The 15,311-nt window shown below is 71.5% G+C and carries 15 protein-coding genes; 8 read left to right on the forward strand and 7 right to left on the reverse strand.

Translation table 11 applies throughout. The annotated features are described in order from the left end of the window. Nucleotides 1-16: 16 nt before the first annotated feature. From ACZ6S0_RS11925 to ACZ6S0_RS11935, 3 genes are all read left to right on the forward strand, one after another. Nucleotides 17-274, forward strand: coding sequence for a WhiB family transcriptional regulator (locus ACZ6S0_RS11925; protein WP_344896618.1), 258 nt, complete (start codon nucleotides 17-19; stop codon nucleotides 272-274). A 392-nt stretch (nucleotides 275-666) separates the two neighbouring features. Next, nucleotides 667-1,356: a lysostaphin resistance A-like protein gene (locus ACZ6S0_RS11930; protein ID WP_465915730.1), complete on the forward strand. Its 690-nt coding sequence runs from the start codon at nucleotides 667-669 to the stop codon at nucleotides 1,354-1,356. A gap of 205 nt (nucleotides 1,357-1,561) precedes the next feature. Next, entirely contained in the window at nucleotides 1,562-3,196 is a 1,635-nt protein-coding gene (locus tag ACZ6S0_RS11935; RefSeq protein WP_465915731.1) for a cell division protein PerM, read from the forward strand. 74 nt (nucleotides 3,197-3,270) lie between these two features. On the opposite strand, the gene ACZ6S0_RS11940 is transcribed toward ACZ6S0_RS11935, so the two are convergent. Then, entirely contained in the window at nucleotides 3,271-3,690 is a 420-nt protein-coding gene (locus ACZ6S0_RS11940) for a hypothetical protein (RefSeq protein ID WP_465915732.1), read from the reverse strand. A gap of 74 nt (nucleotides 3,691-3,764) precedes the next feature. Between ACZ6S0_RS11940 and purN the strand changes: the two genes are divergently transcribed. Continuing rightward, entirely contained in the window at nucleotides 3,765-4,394 is a 630-nt protein-coding gene (gene purN / locus ACZ6S0_RS11945) for a phosphoribosylglycinamide formyltransferase (protein WP_465915733.1), read from the forward strand. Continuing rightward, nucleotides 4,391-5,941: a bifunctional phosphoribosylaminoimidazolecarboxamide formyltransferase/IMP cyclohydrolase gene (gene purH / locus ACZ6S0_RS11950; RefSeq protein WP_465915734.1), complete on the forward strand. Its 1,551-nt coding sequence runs from the start codon at nucleotides 4,391-4,393 to the stop codon at nucleotides 5,939-5,941. Before purN ends, purH begins: the two co-directional genes overlap by 4 nt. Nucleotides 5,942-5,990: 49 nt before the next feature. Here purH and ACZ6S0_RS11955 read toward each other — a convergent pair whose 3' ends face one another. Beyond that, nucleotides 5,991-6,560 carry a TetR/AcrR family transcriptional regulator gene (locus tag ACZ6S0_RS11955; RefSeq protein ID WP_465915735.1) on the reverse strand — a complete coding sequence of 190 codons (570 nt, stop codon included), beginning with the start codon at nucleotides 6,558-6,560 and terminating at the stop codon, nucleotides 5,991-5,993. Nucleotides 6,561-6,666: 106 nt separating this feature from the next. On the opposite strand from ACZ6S0_RS11955, the gene ACZ6S0_RS11960 reads away from it, so the two are divergent. After that, complete coding sequence (locus ACZ6S0_RS11960) at nucleotides 6,667-8,508, forward strand: ABC transporter ATP-binding protein (protein WP_465916132.1); 1,842 nt, start codon at nucleotides 6,667-6,669, stop codon at nucleotides 8,506-8,508. 128 nt (nucleotides 8,509-8,636) lie between these two features. Beyond that, nucleotides 8,637-8,816 carry a hypothetical protein gene (locus tag ACZ6S0_RS11965; RefSeq protein ID WP_344896592.1) on the forward strand — a complete coding sequence of 60 codons (180 nt, stop codon included), beginning with the start codon at nucleotides 8,637-8,639 and terminating at the stop codon, nucleotides 8,814-8,816. 19 nt (nucleotides 8,817-8,835) lie between these two features. Here the strand turns inward: ACZ6S0_RS11965 and ACZ6S0_RS11970 are convergent, their stop codons facing one another. The 3 genes from ACZ6S0_RS11970 to ACZ6S0_RS11980 are packed head-to-tail and all read right to left on the reverse strand — an operon-like array spanning nucleotide 8,836 to nucleotide 11,372. After that, nucleotides 8,836-9,684 carry an LLM class flavin-dependent oxidoreductase gene (locus ACZ6S0_RS11970; RefSeq protein WP_465915736.1) on the reverse strand — a complete coding sequence of 283 codons (849 nt, stop codon included), beginning with the start codon at nucleotides 9,682-9,684 and terminating at the stop codon, nucleotides 8,836-8,838. Then, the gene (locus tag ACZ6S0_RS11975; RefSeq protein ID WP_465915737.1) at nucleotides 9,677-10,030 is read right to left on the reverse strand and encodes a PPOX class F420-dependent oxidoreductase; all 354 of its coding nucleotides are present in this window, start codon (nucleotides 10,028-10,030) and stop codon (nucleotides 9,677-9,679) included. Before ACZ6S0_RS11975 ends, ACZ6S0_RS11970 begins: the two co-directional genes overlap by 8 nt. Beyond that, nucleotides 10,002-11,372, reverse strand: coding sequence for an MFS transporter (locus tag ACZ6S0_RS11980; RefSeq protein WP_465915738.1), 1,371 nt, complete (start codon nucleotides 11,370-11,372; stop codon nucleotides 10,002-10,004). Before ACZ6S0_RS11980 ends, ACZ6S0_RS11975 begins: the two co-directional genes overlap by 29 nt. Before the next feature lie 87 nt (nucleotides 11,373-11,459). Between ACZ6S0_RS11980 and ACZ6S0_RS11985 the strand changes: the two genes are divergently transcribed. After that, on the forward strand, nucleotides 11,460-11,903 hold the full coding sequence (locus ACZ6S0_RS11985) for a MarR family winged helix-turn-helix transcriptional regulator (protein ID WP_465915739.1): 444 nt from the start codon (nucleotides 11,460-11,462) through the stop codon (nucleotides 11,901-11,903). Between the two features lie 1,159 nt (nucleotides 11,904-13,062). Here ACZ6S0_RS11985 and ACZ6S0_RS11990 read toward each other — a convergent pair. Then, on the reverse strand, nucleotides 13,063-14,337 hold the full coding sequence (locus tag ACZ6S0_RS11990; protein ID WP_465915740.1) for an ROK family protein: 1,275 nt from the start codon (nucleotides 14,335-14,337) through the stop codon (nucleotides 13,063-13,065). Then, entirely contained in the window at nucleotides 14,337-15,221 is an 885-nt protein-coding gene (locus ACZ6S0_RS11995; protein WP_465915741.1) for a hypothetical protein, read from the reverse strand. The genes ACZ6S0_RS11990 and ACZ6S0_RS11995 overlap by 1 nt, the downstream gene beginning before the upstream one ends. Nucleotides 15,222-15,311 lie beyond the last annotated feature (90 nt).

The following is a 15,311-nucleotide window of genomic DNA, read 5'->3' on the forward strand; positions in this document are numbered from 1 at the left end:
GCTCTACCTTTGAACCATGCCATTGGAGGAGATCGGCTGGCTCCGCAGGGGGGCGTGCAGGTCCAGCGACCCTGACCTCTTCTTCCCCCTCGCCCCCACCCCCTTGCAGGAGGCCCGCGCCAAGGCGGTCTGCGCCACCTGCCAGGTCATGGAGGAGTGCCGCGCCTACGCCTTACGAGCCGGGGAGTCGGAGGGCATCTGGGGCGGCCTCACCCCGGAGGAACGCCGCCGCACCCGCTTCCCGGAGGGCTGGCGCCGCCCCGCCGCCTCCTGACCCGGCCAACGCCTGCGGCGGACCTCCGGGGCAGGGCCCCACCCAGGTGACACGGGCACCGGGGCCCGGCGAGCGCTGGAGCTGCGGGGCAGGCACCCGTGTTGCGGCGGGCGCCCGTGTTGCGGCGGGTGCCCGTGTTGCGAAAGGCGCCCAAAGTGCAGGGGGTGCCATGGTGCGAGGGGTGCCCGTGGTGCGGTGGGCGCCGGAGTGCGGGCGTGGGGATCGTGGTGGGCATTCGTAGTGCGGGCGTGGGGATCGTGGCGGGCATTCGGAGTGCGGGCGTGGGGATCGTGGCGGGCATTCGTAGTGTGGTGGGTGCCCGGGGTGTGGTGGGGTGGGGGAGTGTGGGGATCGGGCGGGCGGATGGGGCCGGGGGGACGTAGCCTGCAAGGGTGCTGTTGCGCTCGATCGCCGTACTCACCGCCGCCAACGTCATGAACAACAAGATCGCCCCCCGCCTCGGCCCGCTGACCTCGACCATCGCGACGGCCGCCCTCGTCGCGATGGCGCGCAGATCAGGGCTGTCGTGGCAGGAGATCGGTTTCGAGCACGGCCGTCGCGGCGCCATCGCGGGTGGCGCCCTGGCGGCGGCCGTGGCCGCCGTCTACACGGTCGGCATCGCCTCACCCCGCACCAGGCCGCTCTTCCACGACGAGCGCGCCCTGTCGCTCTCGCGTGCCCGCGTCTTCGAGGAGGCCCTCCTCCAGGTCCCCCTGGGAACGGTGCTGCTGGAGGAGGTGGGTTTCCGGGGCGCCCTGTACGGCATGGTGCGGCAGCGTCGCGGCACGGTCGCCGCCACCGCCGTCTCCTCCACGCTGTTCGGCCTCTGGCACATTCTCCCGTCCATCGACATGGCCCGCGCCAACCCCGCCCTCGGCGCCCTGACGGCGGGTGAGTCGCCCGCGCACCTCGACACCGCCCGGGTGGTGGCGGGCAGCGTCGTGTCCACGGCGGCGGCGGGAGTGCTCTTCTGCGAGCTACGCCGCCGTCGCGGCCTGCTCACCCCCGCGATGCTGCACCTGGCCACCAACTCCCTCGGCTACCTCTTCGCCAGACTCGCCGCCAGGAAGAAGTCCGACTGACAAGCCTCCAGACCGTGCGAAACTCTCGACGAGGACGACCTCCCCACGTCCCCGGGCCGTTCGGCGCCCCGGCCCCGAGTTGGGGCCCTGCGGCTCGCCGGAGGGCGGGGTGGCGTCAGGATCGGGGAAGACAGCAGCACAAAGTGGGCCGAGGGCGGCGCGTCAACCAAGCGTTGGTCGGGAAACCTTGAGAAAATCGCCTACTGTGACGGCGATTCTCGACCAGTTGCGTACTGCCCCCCGGTCGGTGCTCGGCAAGCTCCCGGGGGTCTCCGGTGACGAAGACGAGGCCCGGCGGCCGCTGCCGGTGTCGGGAATGCTGGCCGCCGCCGCCACACTCGGCGTCGGCCTGGCCGCCCTCACCACGCTCACCCTGGTCGGCTGGATCGCCGCCCCGCGCGGCACTCTGGGCTCCGGGCTGCCGGGCGTCTTCCGTACGGCGGCGCAGCTCTGGCTGGCCGCCCACCACGCCGGGTTCGCGATTCCCGGCGGGCGCGTCGGGCTGCTGCCGCTCGGGCTGATGATCCTGCCCGCTGTGCTGCTCTACCGCGCGGGCCGGTGGATGGCCCGCGACGCCGACCTGCGGTTGCGGCTGCCCGCCCGGCTGCCGAAGAACAGCCCGAAGGAGCAGGCCGGGGCCCGGCGGCGGGCGCAGCTCGTCCTGGTGGTGCAGGCGGGGGTGTCGCTGGCGGCCCCGTACGCGCTGCTGGCCGGTCTGATCGCCCTCGTGACCGGCAACGAGATCACCCAGCCGTTCATCGGCGAGGCGCTGCTCAGCCACTTCATCCTGGCCTTCCTGGCCGGTTCGCTGGCCACGGCCCGCATGATCGGCCCTTGGCGGGTGATGCTGCGGCTCCTGCCCGAACGCGTCCGCGCCATGACCGTCGGCACCGCGGTCGCCACGGCGGTGCTGCTCGTGTCCGGGCTCGTCCTGGTGCTGCTCGCGGTCGCTCTGAACTTCGGTCAGATCAAGGACCTGTCGGACGTCCTGGCGCCCGGATTCGTCGGCGGCCTGCTGCTGGCGCTGCTCCAACTGCTCTACCTGCTGAACGCCGTCATCTGGGCCTTCTCCTACATCGCCGGCCCGGGGTTCGCCATCGGCGCCGACACCCTCGTGGCGCCCACGGGCGTACAGCTCGGCACCGTGCCGAGCCTGCCGCTGCTGGGGGCGCTGCCGGAGAGCGGGCCGGTGCCCGCGTGGATGATGGCGGTGATCGCGGTGCCGTTCGCGGCGGGGGCCGTGGCGGGCGTGATGGTCGCCCGCATCTCGCCGTCGCCGTCGTACGAGGCCGCGCCGCTGTGGGGGTTCCTCACCGGGGTCACGACCGGGCTCGTGGCCGGGGTGCTGGCGGCGCTGTCCGGGGGACCCATCGGCGGCGGACGGCTGGCCGCGGTCGGGCCCTCGCCGTGGGAGGTGGCGCTGTCGGTGGCGCTGGAGGTCGGCGTGGCCTCGGGCATCTCGGCGGGCGTGACCAACCTGCTGCTGCTCAACAAGCGCGCACGGGTGCCGCTGGACAAGGCGGCGGCCCCCGTACGCAAGGCGGGGGCGGCGCTGGCCAAGGCGGCGAGCAAGGTGGGGCTCGCGGAGTCCGACCCGCGCCCGCTGCCCGGACACTGGATGGACGCGACGGAGGCCGACACCCAGGAGATCCCGGTCATCAGGGACGACTGGCAGGACGAACACGCCTCCGCGGAGGCGGAGACCCGCGCCCAGGCCCGTCCGCGCCTCCCGGAGACGGACGTCGCGGACCGGCCGGTCCGCAAGGACATCGTGGACGAGTCGGACGACCGCGGCGGCAAGGTCATCTACGTCGACCCGTACGCGTGGGACCGCGACTGACCCTTTCGGAACAGGGTAGAAGCGGAGCGGCGGTCGCCCCGCCGCCCGTCGCCGGGTTGTCGGAGCCGTGAGGGTTACGGCTGCATCGTGCCGAGCATGTCCAGGACGTCGGCCGGGAGCTTGCGCTGTGCCGCGTCACGGAACTGGGTGAAGCACTCGCCCTGCGCCGACACCGTCCCCGCGCCCTTCATGCACTCCTGGTAGGCCGAGTATTCGTCCATGAGGTAGAGCTGCATCCCCGTGGCCAGGGCCGACAGGAGCAGCGCGAACGAGGACACCGTGATGCCGCCCATCGCCACGCCGGTCGGCCTGCCCTCCCTCTTGAGCAGCGGCAGCGCCCGGAAACCGGCCACCAGCGCGAACAGCCCCATGACCAGGCCGGCCAACGGCAACATGAACGTCATGGCCAGCGCTGAGATGGACAACCAGATCGCTCGGCGGCCCGCTGAGTCTGCGGGCTGCTGGCCTGCCGGCGCCTTCACCGGTGTCGACACCTGACCTCCTCTGCGTCGCCGGGCGATGAACAGATACCCTGTGACCCCCACCCTGTTTCCTCATTGGAGTGTGCGTGTCTAAGGCTGGGCGGCTCGTCGTCCTCGTCTCCGGCTCTGGAACCAACCTACAGGCCCTGCTGGACGCTTCCGCCGACCCGTCGTACGGGGCACGCGTGGTCGCGGTCGGCGCCGACAGGGATGGGATCGAAGGGCTGGTCAGGGCGGCAAGGGCGGATGTCCCGACTTTTGTAGAAAAATTGGGCAATTACCCGACGCGAGGTGAATGGGATGCCGCTGTCGCGGCCCGCATCGCAGCGTACGAACCTGATCTGGTCGTGTCCGCGGGCTTCATGAAAATTTTGGGTACGCCGACCCTCGACGCCTTTCCCGTCCTGAACACCCATCCGGCGCTGCTGCCGTCGTTCCCCGGCGCGCACGGCGTGCGCGACGCGCTCGCCCACGGGGTCAAGGTGACCGGCTGCACGGTGATGCTGGCCGACGAGGGCGTCGACACCGGGCCGATCGTGGCCCAGGAGGCGGTGCCCGTGCTTCCGGACGACGACGAGGCTGCCCTGCACGAGCGCATCAAGACGGTCGAACGACGGTTGCTCGTCGAGATCGTCGGCCTGATGGCTCGCGAGGGCTGGACGGTCAGCGGACGCATGGTCCGCATCGGCAACCACACAGGAGGGGAATCCACGTGACTCGCATCGCCATCCGGCGCGCGCTGATCGCTGTTTACGACAAGTCCGGGCTCGAAGAGCTGGCCAGAGCCCTCGACGGTGCCGGGGTGGAGATCGTCTCGACCGGCGGCACGGCGGCCGCGATCTCCTCCTTCGGCATTCCGGTGACGAAGGTGGAGCAGCTCACCGGGTTCCCCGAGTGCCTGGACGGGCGGGTCAAGACGCTGCACCCGCGCGTGCACGCCGGGCTGCTGGCCGACGTCACCAAGCCAAACCACCTGGCCCAGCTCGAGGAGCTGGAGATCGACCCGTTCCAGCTCGTCGTGGTGAACCTCTATCCGTTCCAGGAGACGGTGGCCTCGGGGGCGTCCGACGAGGAGTGCGTGGAGCAGATCGACATCGGCGGTCCCGCCATGATCAGGGGCGCCGCCAAGAACCACAACACCTGCGCGGTCGTGGTCGACCCCGCCTTCTACGGCGACGTGCGCAACGCGCTGTCCGAGGACGGCTTCACGCTCACCGAGCGGCGGCGGCTGGCGGGCATCGCGTACGCGCACACGGCCTCGTACGACGTGGCCGTGGCCAACTGGTTCGCGGGCACGTACGGAGCGGAGGGTGAGTTCCCCGAGTTCGCCGGGTCGGCGTACCAGCGCAGGGCCACCCTGCGTTACGGCGAGAACCCGCACCAGCGCGCGGCACTCTACGCGGGCGGCACGGCCGGGACCGGCGGCCTGGCCGACGCCGAGCAGTTGCACGGCAAGGAGATGTCGTACAACAACTACCTCGATGCCGACGCCGCCTGGCGGGCCGTCTGGGACTTCTCCGAGCCCTGCGTGGCCATCATCAAGCACCAGAACCCGTGCGGCATCGCCGTCGGCCCCGACGTGGCCGACGCCCACCGCAAGGCGAACGCGTGCGACCCGGTGTCGGCGTACGGAGGTGTGATCGCCGTCAACCGCGCGGTCACGGAGGAACTGGCCCGGCAGATCGCCGACGTGTTCACCGAGGTCGTGATCGCGCCCGCGTACGACGCCGAGGCCCTGGAGGTGCTGCGCGGGAAGAAGAGCCTGCGCCTGCTCGTCTGCCCGGAGGGGCCCTCGTCGCCCACCGAGTTCCGCAAGATCGACGGCGGCCTGCTCGTCCAGACCGTGGACCGCGTGGACGCGCCCGGCGACGCGGCGGCGCGGTGGGAGCTGAAGACCGGTGCGCCCGCCTCGCCGGAGCTGCTGGCGGACCTGGAGTTCGCCTGGCGCGCGTGCCGCTCGGTCAAGTCGAACGCGATCCTGCTGGCCAGTGGTGGTGCGACCGTGGGCGTGGGCATGGGGCAGGTCAACCGGGTCGACTCCTGCCGGCTCGCGGTGACCAGGGCGGGGGAGCGGGTGACCGGGTCGGCGGCGGCCTCCGACGCGTTCTTCCCGTTCGCCGACGGGCTCGAGGTGCTGGCCGAGGCCGGCGTACGGGCGATCGTGGAGCCTGGCGGGTCGATCAGGGACGAACAGGTCATCGAGGCGGCCCAGAAGGCGGGCATCACCCTCTACTTCACCGGCACCCGCCACTTCTTCCACTGAGTCCCCGCCCTGCCCCGCCCCGCCACCTGCGCGGGGCGGGGCGCGGCGGTCACCGCTCGACCTTGATCACCTTTCTCAGCGTGCGCAGGGACAGCTCCAGCGCCGCGTGTTTCGAGGCGCGCTGCCCGCGTGTGTGCTGCCACGCGGAGTAGAGCAGCGACCACATCACCTCCGTCAGCCACTTCGCCGGTTGCCCCGCGTCGATGGTGCCCTCTTCGTGGCCGCGCTCGATGAGCCGCAACAGCGCCCGGTCGCTCTCGGTTTCGTCGTCCCAGCCGGTCCAGTCGGTCATCTGCGGGTTCTCGAAGGCGAACAGCAGCACCTCTTCGAGCTCGAAGTACTCCTGGCAGACCCGCTCCAGCGCCTCGTCGGCGGGCCCCTCGTCGAGCCGCGCGCGTACGGTCGCCACCTCGATCCGCTCCAGCAGGTGGGTGCCGATGGCGCTCAGCAGGTCGGAGCGTTCGGGGAAATATCGGTGGATCGTGGTGCGCCCGACCCCCGCGGCGGCCGCGATGTCGGCCATGGACGCGGCGGCGTTCTTCGAGAGCGCGGAGAGTGCCGCGTCGAGGATGGCGCGTCTGGTCCGCGCCCGCGCGCCGTTCGGGGCGACTGAGTCCATGCCGCTACGGTAGCGCGGATTCCATCTCGGAACACGTTTGACATTTTCGGAACATCACTGTTCCACTAGGGTTATGGCTGTTCCAGAAAGGTACTCAAGGCTCCAGATCTTGTGGTCGTTCGCCCGGCCGCACCTCCGCACCCTGGCCCTCGGGCTGGTCCTCGGGCTGGCCGGCTCCGGGCTCGGCCTGGCCTCGCCCATGATCACCAAGTGGGTTCTCGACTCGCTCGGCACCGGCGGGTCGCTGGCAGGTCCCGTGCTGGCGCTGCTGGGCCTGCTCGTGTTCGGCGCGGTGATCTCGCGCTGGCAGTGGACCACGCTGGGCGCGCTCGGCGAGCGCGTCGTGCTGGACGCCCGCGAGTCGATGGTGCGCCGCTTCCTGCGGGCCACCGTTCCCGCCGTGACCGGGCGCTCGCCGGGTGAACTCGTCACCCGCGTGACCTCCGACACCGTGCTGCTGCGCGAGGCCGCCACGTCCAGCGCCATCGGACTGATCAACGGGGTCGTCATGCTGGTGGGCACCCTGGTCCTGATGAGCGTGCTCGACCTCGTGCTGCTGGCCGTGACCATCGGGGCGGTGCTGGTGGTGATCGTCCTGTTCGCGCTGCTCATGCCCGCGATCGCCAAGGCGCAGGCGCGGGCGCAGGAGGAGGTGGGGCGGCTCGGCGGCGTCCTGGAGGGCGCGCTGCGGGCCATCAGGACCGTGAAGGTGAGCCGCGCCGAGGACCGCCAGGCCGATCGGATCCTCGCGCACGCCAGGACCTCGGCCGAGCACGGCGTACGGGCGGTCCGCGCGGAGGCGACCGCCTGGACCATCGCCTGGTCCGGCATCCAGCTCGCGATCATCCTGATCCTCGGTGTCGGGGCCTGGCGGGTGGGCGCCGGGCACCTGGAGGTGTCGAGCCTGATCGCGTTCCTGCTGTACGCGTTCGGGCTCATGGAGCCCATCACGGAGCTGAGCCAGAACTTCACCTCCCTGCAGTCCGGCATCGCCGCCGCCGGACGCATCCGCGAGGTCGACGCCATGGAGACCGAGCCCACGGGTCACCGGCCGGCAGACCACCCGTCGCCCGCTCACCCGCCGGCGCGCCGAGCCGGGACCACCGTCACGGTGAGCGGCACGGCGCAGGCGGGACCTGCCTCGCGTTCCGTCCGGGGGACGGGAGACGCGCCGGGGCCCGGCCGCACGCGGGAGCTGGCGCCGCTGCTGGAGTTCCGCGACGTCACGGCCGCCTACGGACCGGCCGCCGAGCCCGCCGTACGCGGCATCGACCTGGTGATTCCCCGCCGGGGCCACGTGGCCGTCGTCGGCCCGTCCGGGGCGGGCAAGACCACGTTGCTCTCGCTCGTCCTGGGCTTCCTGGAGCCGCGGCAGGGGGCGCTGTTCCTCGACGGCCGGTCGTATGCGGAGTACAGCCGGGACGAGATCAGGGCGCGGCTGGCGTACGTCGAGCAGGACACCCCCATCGTGCCGGGCACCATCCGGGACAACCTGGTGTTCTCCCACCCCGACGCGACCGAGGAGATGCTGGCCGGCGTCCTGCACGACGTCCGCCTCGCCGACAAGATCGGCGTTCTGGACGACGGCCTGGACACACCGCTGTCGTCCACCCAGATCTCCGGCGGCGAACGTCAGCGCATCGCCCTGGCCCGCGCGCTCCTGCGCACGCCCGACCTCCTGCTGCTGGACGAGGCCACGGCCCAACTGGACGGCATCACGGAGGCGGCCATCCACGACTGCATCCGCACCCGTGCCGCCGGGGGAGCCGTGGTCACGATCGCGCACCGTCTCTCCACGGTGATCGACGCCGACACGATCATCCTCATGGAGCAGGGCCGCATCCGGGCCCAGGGCGACCACGAGGAACTCCTGGCCGCCGACGCCCTCTACCGGGAACTCGTCGCCGCCCTCCGCATCTCCTCCCAGGCCCCCGCAACCAGCCCTTGAACGTGTCGCGGGCGCCCCAGGTGGGCGACATCGCCAATCTTGTCGCTTTTATCCCATTCAGTGGCGACCGCGCATCGGGTGCGGCTAGCCTGAACTCCTCCCCAACCCCCGTCCCCTGGAGTTCTCCTATGGCACTCGACGCGATCCTGCAGGCATTCGTCACCATGAACGGCTTCGCGGGCAACCCGTTCGTCCTGCTGGTCCTCGCACTCGTCGGCGCCTACCTCGGGAGCCGGGTCGTGGAGCTCATCCCCTACACCCGCCGCATCATCGAACGCCGCCAGGCCCAGCCGACCGAACGCGACTGAGCCGGGCACGCCGTTCCCATTAGCGGGTCCGCTCCTTCGCCACGAACTCGCGTACGGCGGGGGCCACTTCCTCCCCGAACCGCCTGATCTGCCCCGCGTCCATCGTCATCAGCGTGAACGCGCTGGTCCCGTGGGCCAGCGCGATCTCGGCCAGCCGCTCGGCGGGCAGTTCCTCGCCCAGGTTGAGCAGCCGCCTGATGTCGGTGGGCTTGCGTCCGGCACGTTCGGCCGCCTCGTCGATGACGGCGTTGCCGCGATCGAGCGCGTCGGGCCCGCCCAGGCGGGGGAGCGAGGGCAGCCAGCCGTCCGCGGTACGGCCGATCAGTTCCAGCATCCGCGGCTTGTATCCGCCCACCCAGACGCCGATGTCGTGGGCGGGACGCGGACCCCGTTCCAGGCCGGTGACCCGGTAGTGCTCGCCCTCGAAGCGCACCTCACCCGGCGGGTCCCACACCGCCCGGATGATCGCGATGGCCTCCTCCAGCGCCGCGACCGCCGCTCCCGGGGCGCGGCGTGGCCCGCCCATGGCCGCGATCGCGTCCCAGAACCCGCCCGCCCCCAGCGCGAGCTCCAACCGCCCGCCGCTGAGCAGGTCGAGGCTGGCCGCGCTCTGCGCCAGCATGGCCGGTGGCCGCAGCGGGAGCGGGTGCACGTTGCCCGCCAGCCGGATCGTGCTCGTCCGCGCGGCCACGTAGCTGAGCAGCGTCCAGGTGTCGAGGAACGCCGGCTGGTAGGGGTGATCCTGGAACGTGACCAGGTCGAGGCCGGCCTGCTCGGCGAGCCCGGCCAGCGCCACTACGGTGTCCGGGTGCTCGCTCGACGGGATGAGGTTGGCGCTGAACAGCAGGTCGTGTCCATAGTCAGTCATGGATGTCCATCCCCCAGCTCACCACCCGGGTCGGGTGGATGACGATCGTGTCGCCCGCGGTCGTCGCGTGGCCGCGGATCTCGACGCCGCGTGGCCGCCACGGTGGCAGCACGTCGTCGATCACCAGCGCCGCGACCCCGGACGCGGCCACGTCGCGGAACTTCTTCGACGTGGCGTTGTTGCGCCCGTTGACGTGGACGGTCTCGGCGTCGGGGCCGAACGACCAGCCCACGGGCACGACATGTGGCAGGCCGTCCGGGCCGATCGTGGCCAGCCGGCCCAGCTTGCGCGCCAGTGGCCGCTCGCCGGTCAGGTAGTCAAGCTCGCGCTTGCTGAACACGCTCATGTTCCCTCCCCCGTGCATGCCGTACCGCGAAGGGGGCCGCCGCGACGCCGAGCACGCTGGTCGCCGTGGCCAGCCAGAACAGCGTGGTGAAGGCCGAGTCGGTGTAACCGGTGCTCAGCACGGCGGCGGCCAGGCCGCTGCCCACGACGCCGCCGACCGTGCGAGCGATGTTGTTGAGGCCGTTGGCCACGCCGGTCCTGGTGAGCGGGACCAGGTCGCCGATCAGCTTCGGCAGCGAGGCCATGACCAGGCCGGATCCCGCGCCCACCACAGCGTAGAAGACCAGGTGCTGCCACATCGAGGCGTGGGCCAGGGCGAGCAGCGCGGAACCCGCGACGGCCACCGCGAACCCGAGGACCGCCGGCCAGCGCGGGCCGAACCGCTCGGCCAGCCTGCCCACCGCCGTGCCCGTCGGCAGCAGGACGAGTGCGCCCGGCAGCATCAGCAAACCGGACACGGTGACCGTGGCGCCGAAGCCAATCCCGCCGGTCCCCGGATCGAGCTGCGCGTACGCGGGCAGGGCCAGGTAGAAGAAGTACGACGCGGCGCCGAAGAGGAACGCCAGAGCGTGCGTGGCCAGCATCGGCCGGTCGGCCAGCTCGGCCACGTCGATCAGGGCGTCGTCCCGGCGCCGCTCGACCAGCAGCAGGACGACGAAGAAGGCCACCGCGGCCGCCCCGAGCACGACCGCGGTCCAGCCCCGGCCCTGGGTGAGCGCCAGCAGCAGGGCGACCAGCCCGGCGCCGAGCAGGACGGCGCCGGGGAAGTCGAGCCTGCCCTTCGCGGTGTGCGTGCTCGCCGGCACGTAGCGGGCCACCAGTCCCAGGCTGGCCAGGGCGAGCAGTGCGCCGACCCCGAACAGCCAGCGCCACGACAGGTGGTCGGCGAGCAGCCCGCCGACCACCAGACCGGCGCCGGCGCCCGCGCCGACGATCCCGGAGATCAGCCCGAACGCGAACGCCATGCGCTCGCGCGGCATCGTCTCCCGCAGGATGGCCATGGACAGCGGCACCAGCGCGAGCGCCGCGCCCTGCACGACCCTGGCCGCGACCAGTTGCCCGATGTCCTGCGCGGCCAGGGCCCCGGCCATGCCGACGAGATACGTGATCAGCACGGCGAGCAGCACGCGGCGCTTGCCGTACAGGTCGCCCATCCGGCCGAGCAGCGGGGTGAGCACGGCGCTGGACAGCAGGAACCCGCTGATGATCCACGAGGCCCAGCCCGGCGTGGTGGCCAGCTCGCGCTGCAGCAGGCCGACCGCGGGGACGACCATCGTCTGCATCAGCGCATAGCTGAAGACCGAGGCGACCAGGGCGAACAAGGTCGCGTTGGCACTCTTCACTGACCTTCCTTAATTCGTTGGACGGATAGTTCGTAGCGCGAATGACTGTAGTTCGTAGTGCAAACTATCGTCAACTAGACTGCGAGGATGGAAGACACCAAGCTGGCCACCGCGCTGGTACGGCTGGCCCACCTGGTGACCCGGGTCTACGCCGAGGTCAGCAAGGAGTTCGAGCTGACTCCGCAGCAGATCCAGCTCCTGTGCATGCTGCTGGGCGGCTCGACGGGCATGACGGAGATGAGCCGGGCGCTGGGGCTGGAGAAGTCCAGCATGACCGGGCTCGTCGACAGGGCCGAACGGCGCGGCGTGGTGGTCCGGGTCCGTGATCAGCGCGACCGTCGCGCCTGCGGCATCGAGCTGACCGAGCAGGGCAGGGAGATCGCCCATGACGCGCACCGCAAGGTCACCGCACGGGTCGAGGGACTGATCGGGGAGATCGACCCGGGGGATCGCGAGCGCCTGGAATCCGTACTGATGGGCATCGTCCGCGCCCCGCACCTCGGTCGCGATCTGCCACATGTAGCGCTGTGACCGGTCCGAGCGTCCACGCCATGGCTGGCGGCGGTCGCCGGTCGACGCCCTATAGGTGGTGGTTGTCGGTTGGGTGGCGGTCGTGCGGGCGGGTGTTCCTGTGGGTGCGGTGGTAGTCGGGCGGCCGTGCCGCGGTTGGCGTGGTTGTCGGTTGATGTCTTATGGGCGGTGGTTGTCGGTTGGGTGGCGGTCGTGCGGGCGGGTGGTCCCGTGGGTGCGGCGGTAGTTGGGCGGGCATGCCACGGTTGGCGGTGGTCGTTGGGCGGCCGTGCCACGATTGGCGGTGGTCGTCGGTCGACGCCTTATGGGTGGTGGTTGTCGGTTGGGTGGCAGTTGCGCGAGCAGGCGATCCCGTGGGGCGGGCGCAGCCGGGCGGCCATGCCACGGTTGTCGGTGGTCGCCGGTCGACGCCTCATAGGTGGCGGTCGTCGGCTGGGTGGCAGTTGCGCGAGCAGGCGATTCCGTAGGCGCGGTGGCAGCCGGGCGGCCACGCCATGATTGCCGGTGGTCGCCGGTCGACGCCCCAAAGGCGGCGGGCGCCGACCGGGTAGCAGCCGCGCGGACAGGCGATCCCGCAGGCACGGTGATAGCCGGACCGCATCCGCCCCGCCCTGCCCTCGCCCTGCCCTCGCCCCCCGGACCTGGCTCGCCCCCCGGACCTGGCTCCCCCGGACCTGGCTCGCCCCCCGACCTGGCTCGCTCGGCCCGACTTGGCCCGGCTTGGCTCGCCCGCCCCGGCTTGGCTCGCTCGGCTCGACCTGCCCTCCCTGCCCTCGGCCCGGCCCGCTCTGGCCTCGCTGTGGCCCAGTCCTGCCTCTTCCTGGACCGCGTGTCCAGCCTGGCCCGTGTCCAGCCCGTTCTCCGGCCCGGCCCGGCCCAGCCCGGCATTGGCCCGGCCCGGCCCCGGCCCCGGCCCGGCCTTGCTGTGGTCCGGTTCTAGTTACGACGCCGACGACTTACCGTGCTGGTGCTCCTGCGGCGTACGATGCGCTGCAGCTTTTGCCGTTCCTGAACGGTCAGCCTGCACGCCCTGGCTGGTTTTGCCGCCGTGCCACTTCACGCCGATTGGTTGTGTTCGGTGCATCCAACCGGCGTGAGACGGTTATGCGTGGACCGTGATCATTTTCCGGGTGCCGCAGCGGTCACGGTCAGCGGGGGATCAAGTCGCTGGCCGAAGTGCCTGCCAGGCCAAGTTCGCCGCCCCCGCCAGCCCGGCGCGTACTCCGAGCGTGCTCTGTCTGACCTCAACCGCCCGGACGAACGCGAGCCCGGCCACGTCGTCGAGCGCCCGTTCCAGTGGACCGAACAGCACCTCGCCCGCCGCCGACACGCCACCGCCGATGACCACGGTCGTGAGTTCGACGCCGGCGGCCGTGGAGGCGATCATGCCGGCCAGCGCCCTGGTGCCTCTGTCGAAGGCGGCCAGCGCGATCGGATGTCCGGCGGCGGCGTCCCGCGCCAGCGCCCGAGCATCCGCTCGCTCCCCGCCGGTCAGGGTTGCCGAGCCGGGAACGCTTCCTACCGAGCGAAGGCCCGTTCCGCTGCCTTCCGCCTCACCATCGCCGCTTTCCCGATCGCCGTTTTCCCGGCCACCAGGGCCTTGACCACCGGGCTCTTCGTCCCCGTGCCCGCCCCCACCTTGCTTCCCGTGACCGTCTCCACTCTGGTCACCGTCATCGCCTCCACTCTGGTCTCTGTGATCGCCTCCGCCTTGGTGCCCGTGACCGCCCTCAACCTGCTCCCCGTGATCTCCCTCACCTTGCTGGCCGGGCTGCTCAGTCTGAACGGTCGGTTCGGCGTGAGTGGCCGGTGCGGTGTGGGGGGCGGCATCCTGGCCTGTCGTGTCGGCGGTGGGGGACCAGCCGTTCTCCAGTGCCCAGCGGACCATGTTCGGGCCGCTGGCGTAGCGTTCGACGCATCCTCGGCCGCCGCACTCGCAGCGTTCGCCGTACGGGTCGATGCTCATGTGTCCGACATGTCCGGCGTTTCCGGTGGGGCCCAGGAGCGGGGCGCCGTTGATGACCAGGCCGCCGCCGATCCCGGTCGACACCACGATCCCCAGCAGCGAGGCGCAGCCGCGTCCGGCCCCGAGCCAGTGCTCGCCGAGCGCGAAGCACTGCGCGTCGCCCGCGAGCACGGTCGGGAGCCCGGTCAGCTTCTGCACCTCGTCACGCAGGGGGAATCCGCGCCAACTGGGCATGTTCACGGGGCTCACGGTCCCCGAGGCGAGGTCGAGCGGGCCCGCGCAGCCGATGCCGACGGCCCCCGGCGCGGGACCGCCCTCCGCGACCTCGGCTATCAGGGCGGCGAGGGCCGACATGACCTCCGTACGCGGTGTAGGCCGGGTAGCGGAACGCAGGATGGAACCCTCCTCGTCCACCAGCGCGGCGGCGAGCTTGGTTCCTCCGATATCAATGGCAAGTACGCAGTTCATCAGTGTTTGTGGTGGTTGTCGGGCTGGCGGGGGTCGCCAGGGTGCTCCAGGCCGGGGACGAGTCTTACCTTCTTGGCACGCATGTCATCGAGCCACCGCGCGAATGCCTTCCGCCGGGCGGCCTCAAGGAGGAGGGGGTGGTGGTGGAGGCTGGGGCTGCTGCCCGCTACGGCCGTGTGGTGAGGCGGATGCACAGTGTCTTCCAGAACGAGTGTGTGGGGTCGGGGTGGGGCGGCGGTGCCGGTGTCCTCGGACGCGACGGCCTTGGGTGTCGTGGTCTCGGGCCCGTCGGTCTCGGGTCTGTCGGTCTCGGGCGTGGCGGTCTTGGGTGTCGTGGTCTTGGGTGGGGTGGTCCCGAAGGCGGTGGTCCCGGATGTCGTGGCTCCGGGTGCGGCTGGTCCGAGTGGCTTGGTCTCGGGTGTGGTTTCGGCGGTCCCGAATGCGGTGGTCCCGGATTTCGTGGCTTCGGGTGCGGTGGGTCCGAGTGGCTTGGTCCCGGGGGTGGTTTCGGCGGTTTGCGGTGTGGTGTGGCTCTGTGGTGGGGCGGTCTTCGGGGTTGCCGTTGCCACGTGCCGGCCCGGGGCGTCCTCGATCGGGCCGACGAGGGTGCCGTACGGGTGGGCTCGGATGGCGTCGGCGATCGCGGAGGGCAGGGAGTCGAGCGTGATCAGGCCGAGGGGTTCCAGATCGGGCAGGCTCGCCGCGTGGGCGGCCTTGGGGGTGTCGAACAGCCCGTGCCGTACGTGATGGTGGGTAGGGCGCTCGGGGGAGGGGGGGCGTCGCCATTCGCGGCCGTTCTCGGCCACGCGCGGCACCTGGCGGGGCTCGTCACGCGAGCCCGTGAACAGGTCGGTGGACTCGGCCGACAGCAGGCGAAAAGGCAAGGGAACCTCCGTGCGCTTTGTTGCTGGCGCGGGTAACACTAAGCCCTTCCCCGATCGATGACAACGATGTCACCGATGGCCTGTGGATAA

This window comes from Nonomuraea sp. NPDC051298, from assembly GCF_055586305.1.

Excerpts from the sequence above, each read along its gene's own strand:
- ACZ6S0_RS11925 (WP_344896618.1), top strand. The coding sequence starts at position 17 with ATGCCATTGGAGGAGATCGGCTGGCTCCGCAGGGGGGCGTGCAGGTCC.
- ACZ6S0_RS11955 (WP_465915735.1), bottom strand. The coding sequence starts at position 6,560 with ATGGACTCAGTCGCCCCGAACGGCGCGCGGGCGCGGACCAGACGCGCC.
- ACZ6S0_RS11965 (WP_344896592.1), top strand. The coding sequence starts at position 8,637 with ATGGCACTCGACGCGATCCTGCAGGCATTCGTCACCATGAACGGCTTC.
- ACZ6S0_RS11970 (WP_465915736.1), bottom strand. The coding sequence starts at position 9,684 with ATGACTGACTATGGACACGACCTGCTGTTCAGCGCCAACCTCATCCCG.
- ACZ6S0_RS11975 (WP_465915737.1), bottom strand. The coding sequence starts at position 10,030 with ATGAGCGTGTTCAGCAAGCGCGAGCTTGACTACCTGACCGGCGAGCGG.
- ACZ6S0_RS11985 (WP_465915739.1), top strand. The coding sequence starts at position 11,460 with ATGGAAGACACCAAGCTGGCCACCGCGCTGGTACGGCTGGCCCACCTG.
- ACZ6S0_RS11990 (WP_465915740.1), bottom strand. The coding sequence starts at position 14,337 with ATGAACTGCGTACTTGCCATTGATATCGGAGGAACCAAGCTCGCCGCC.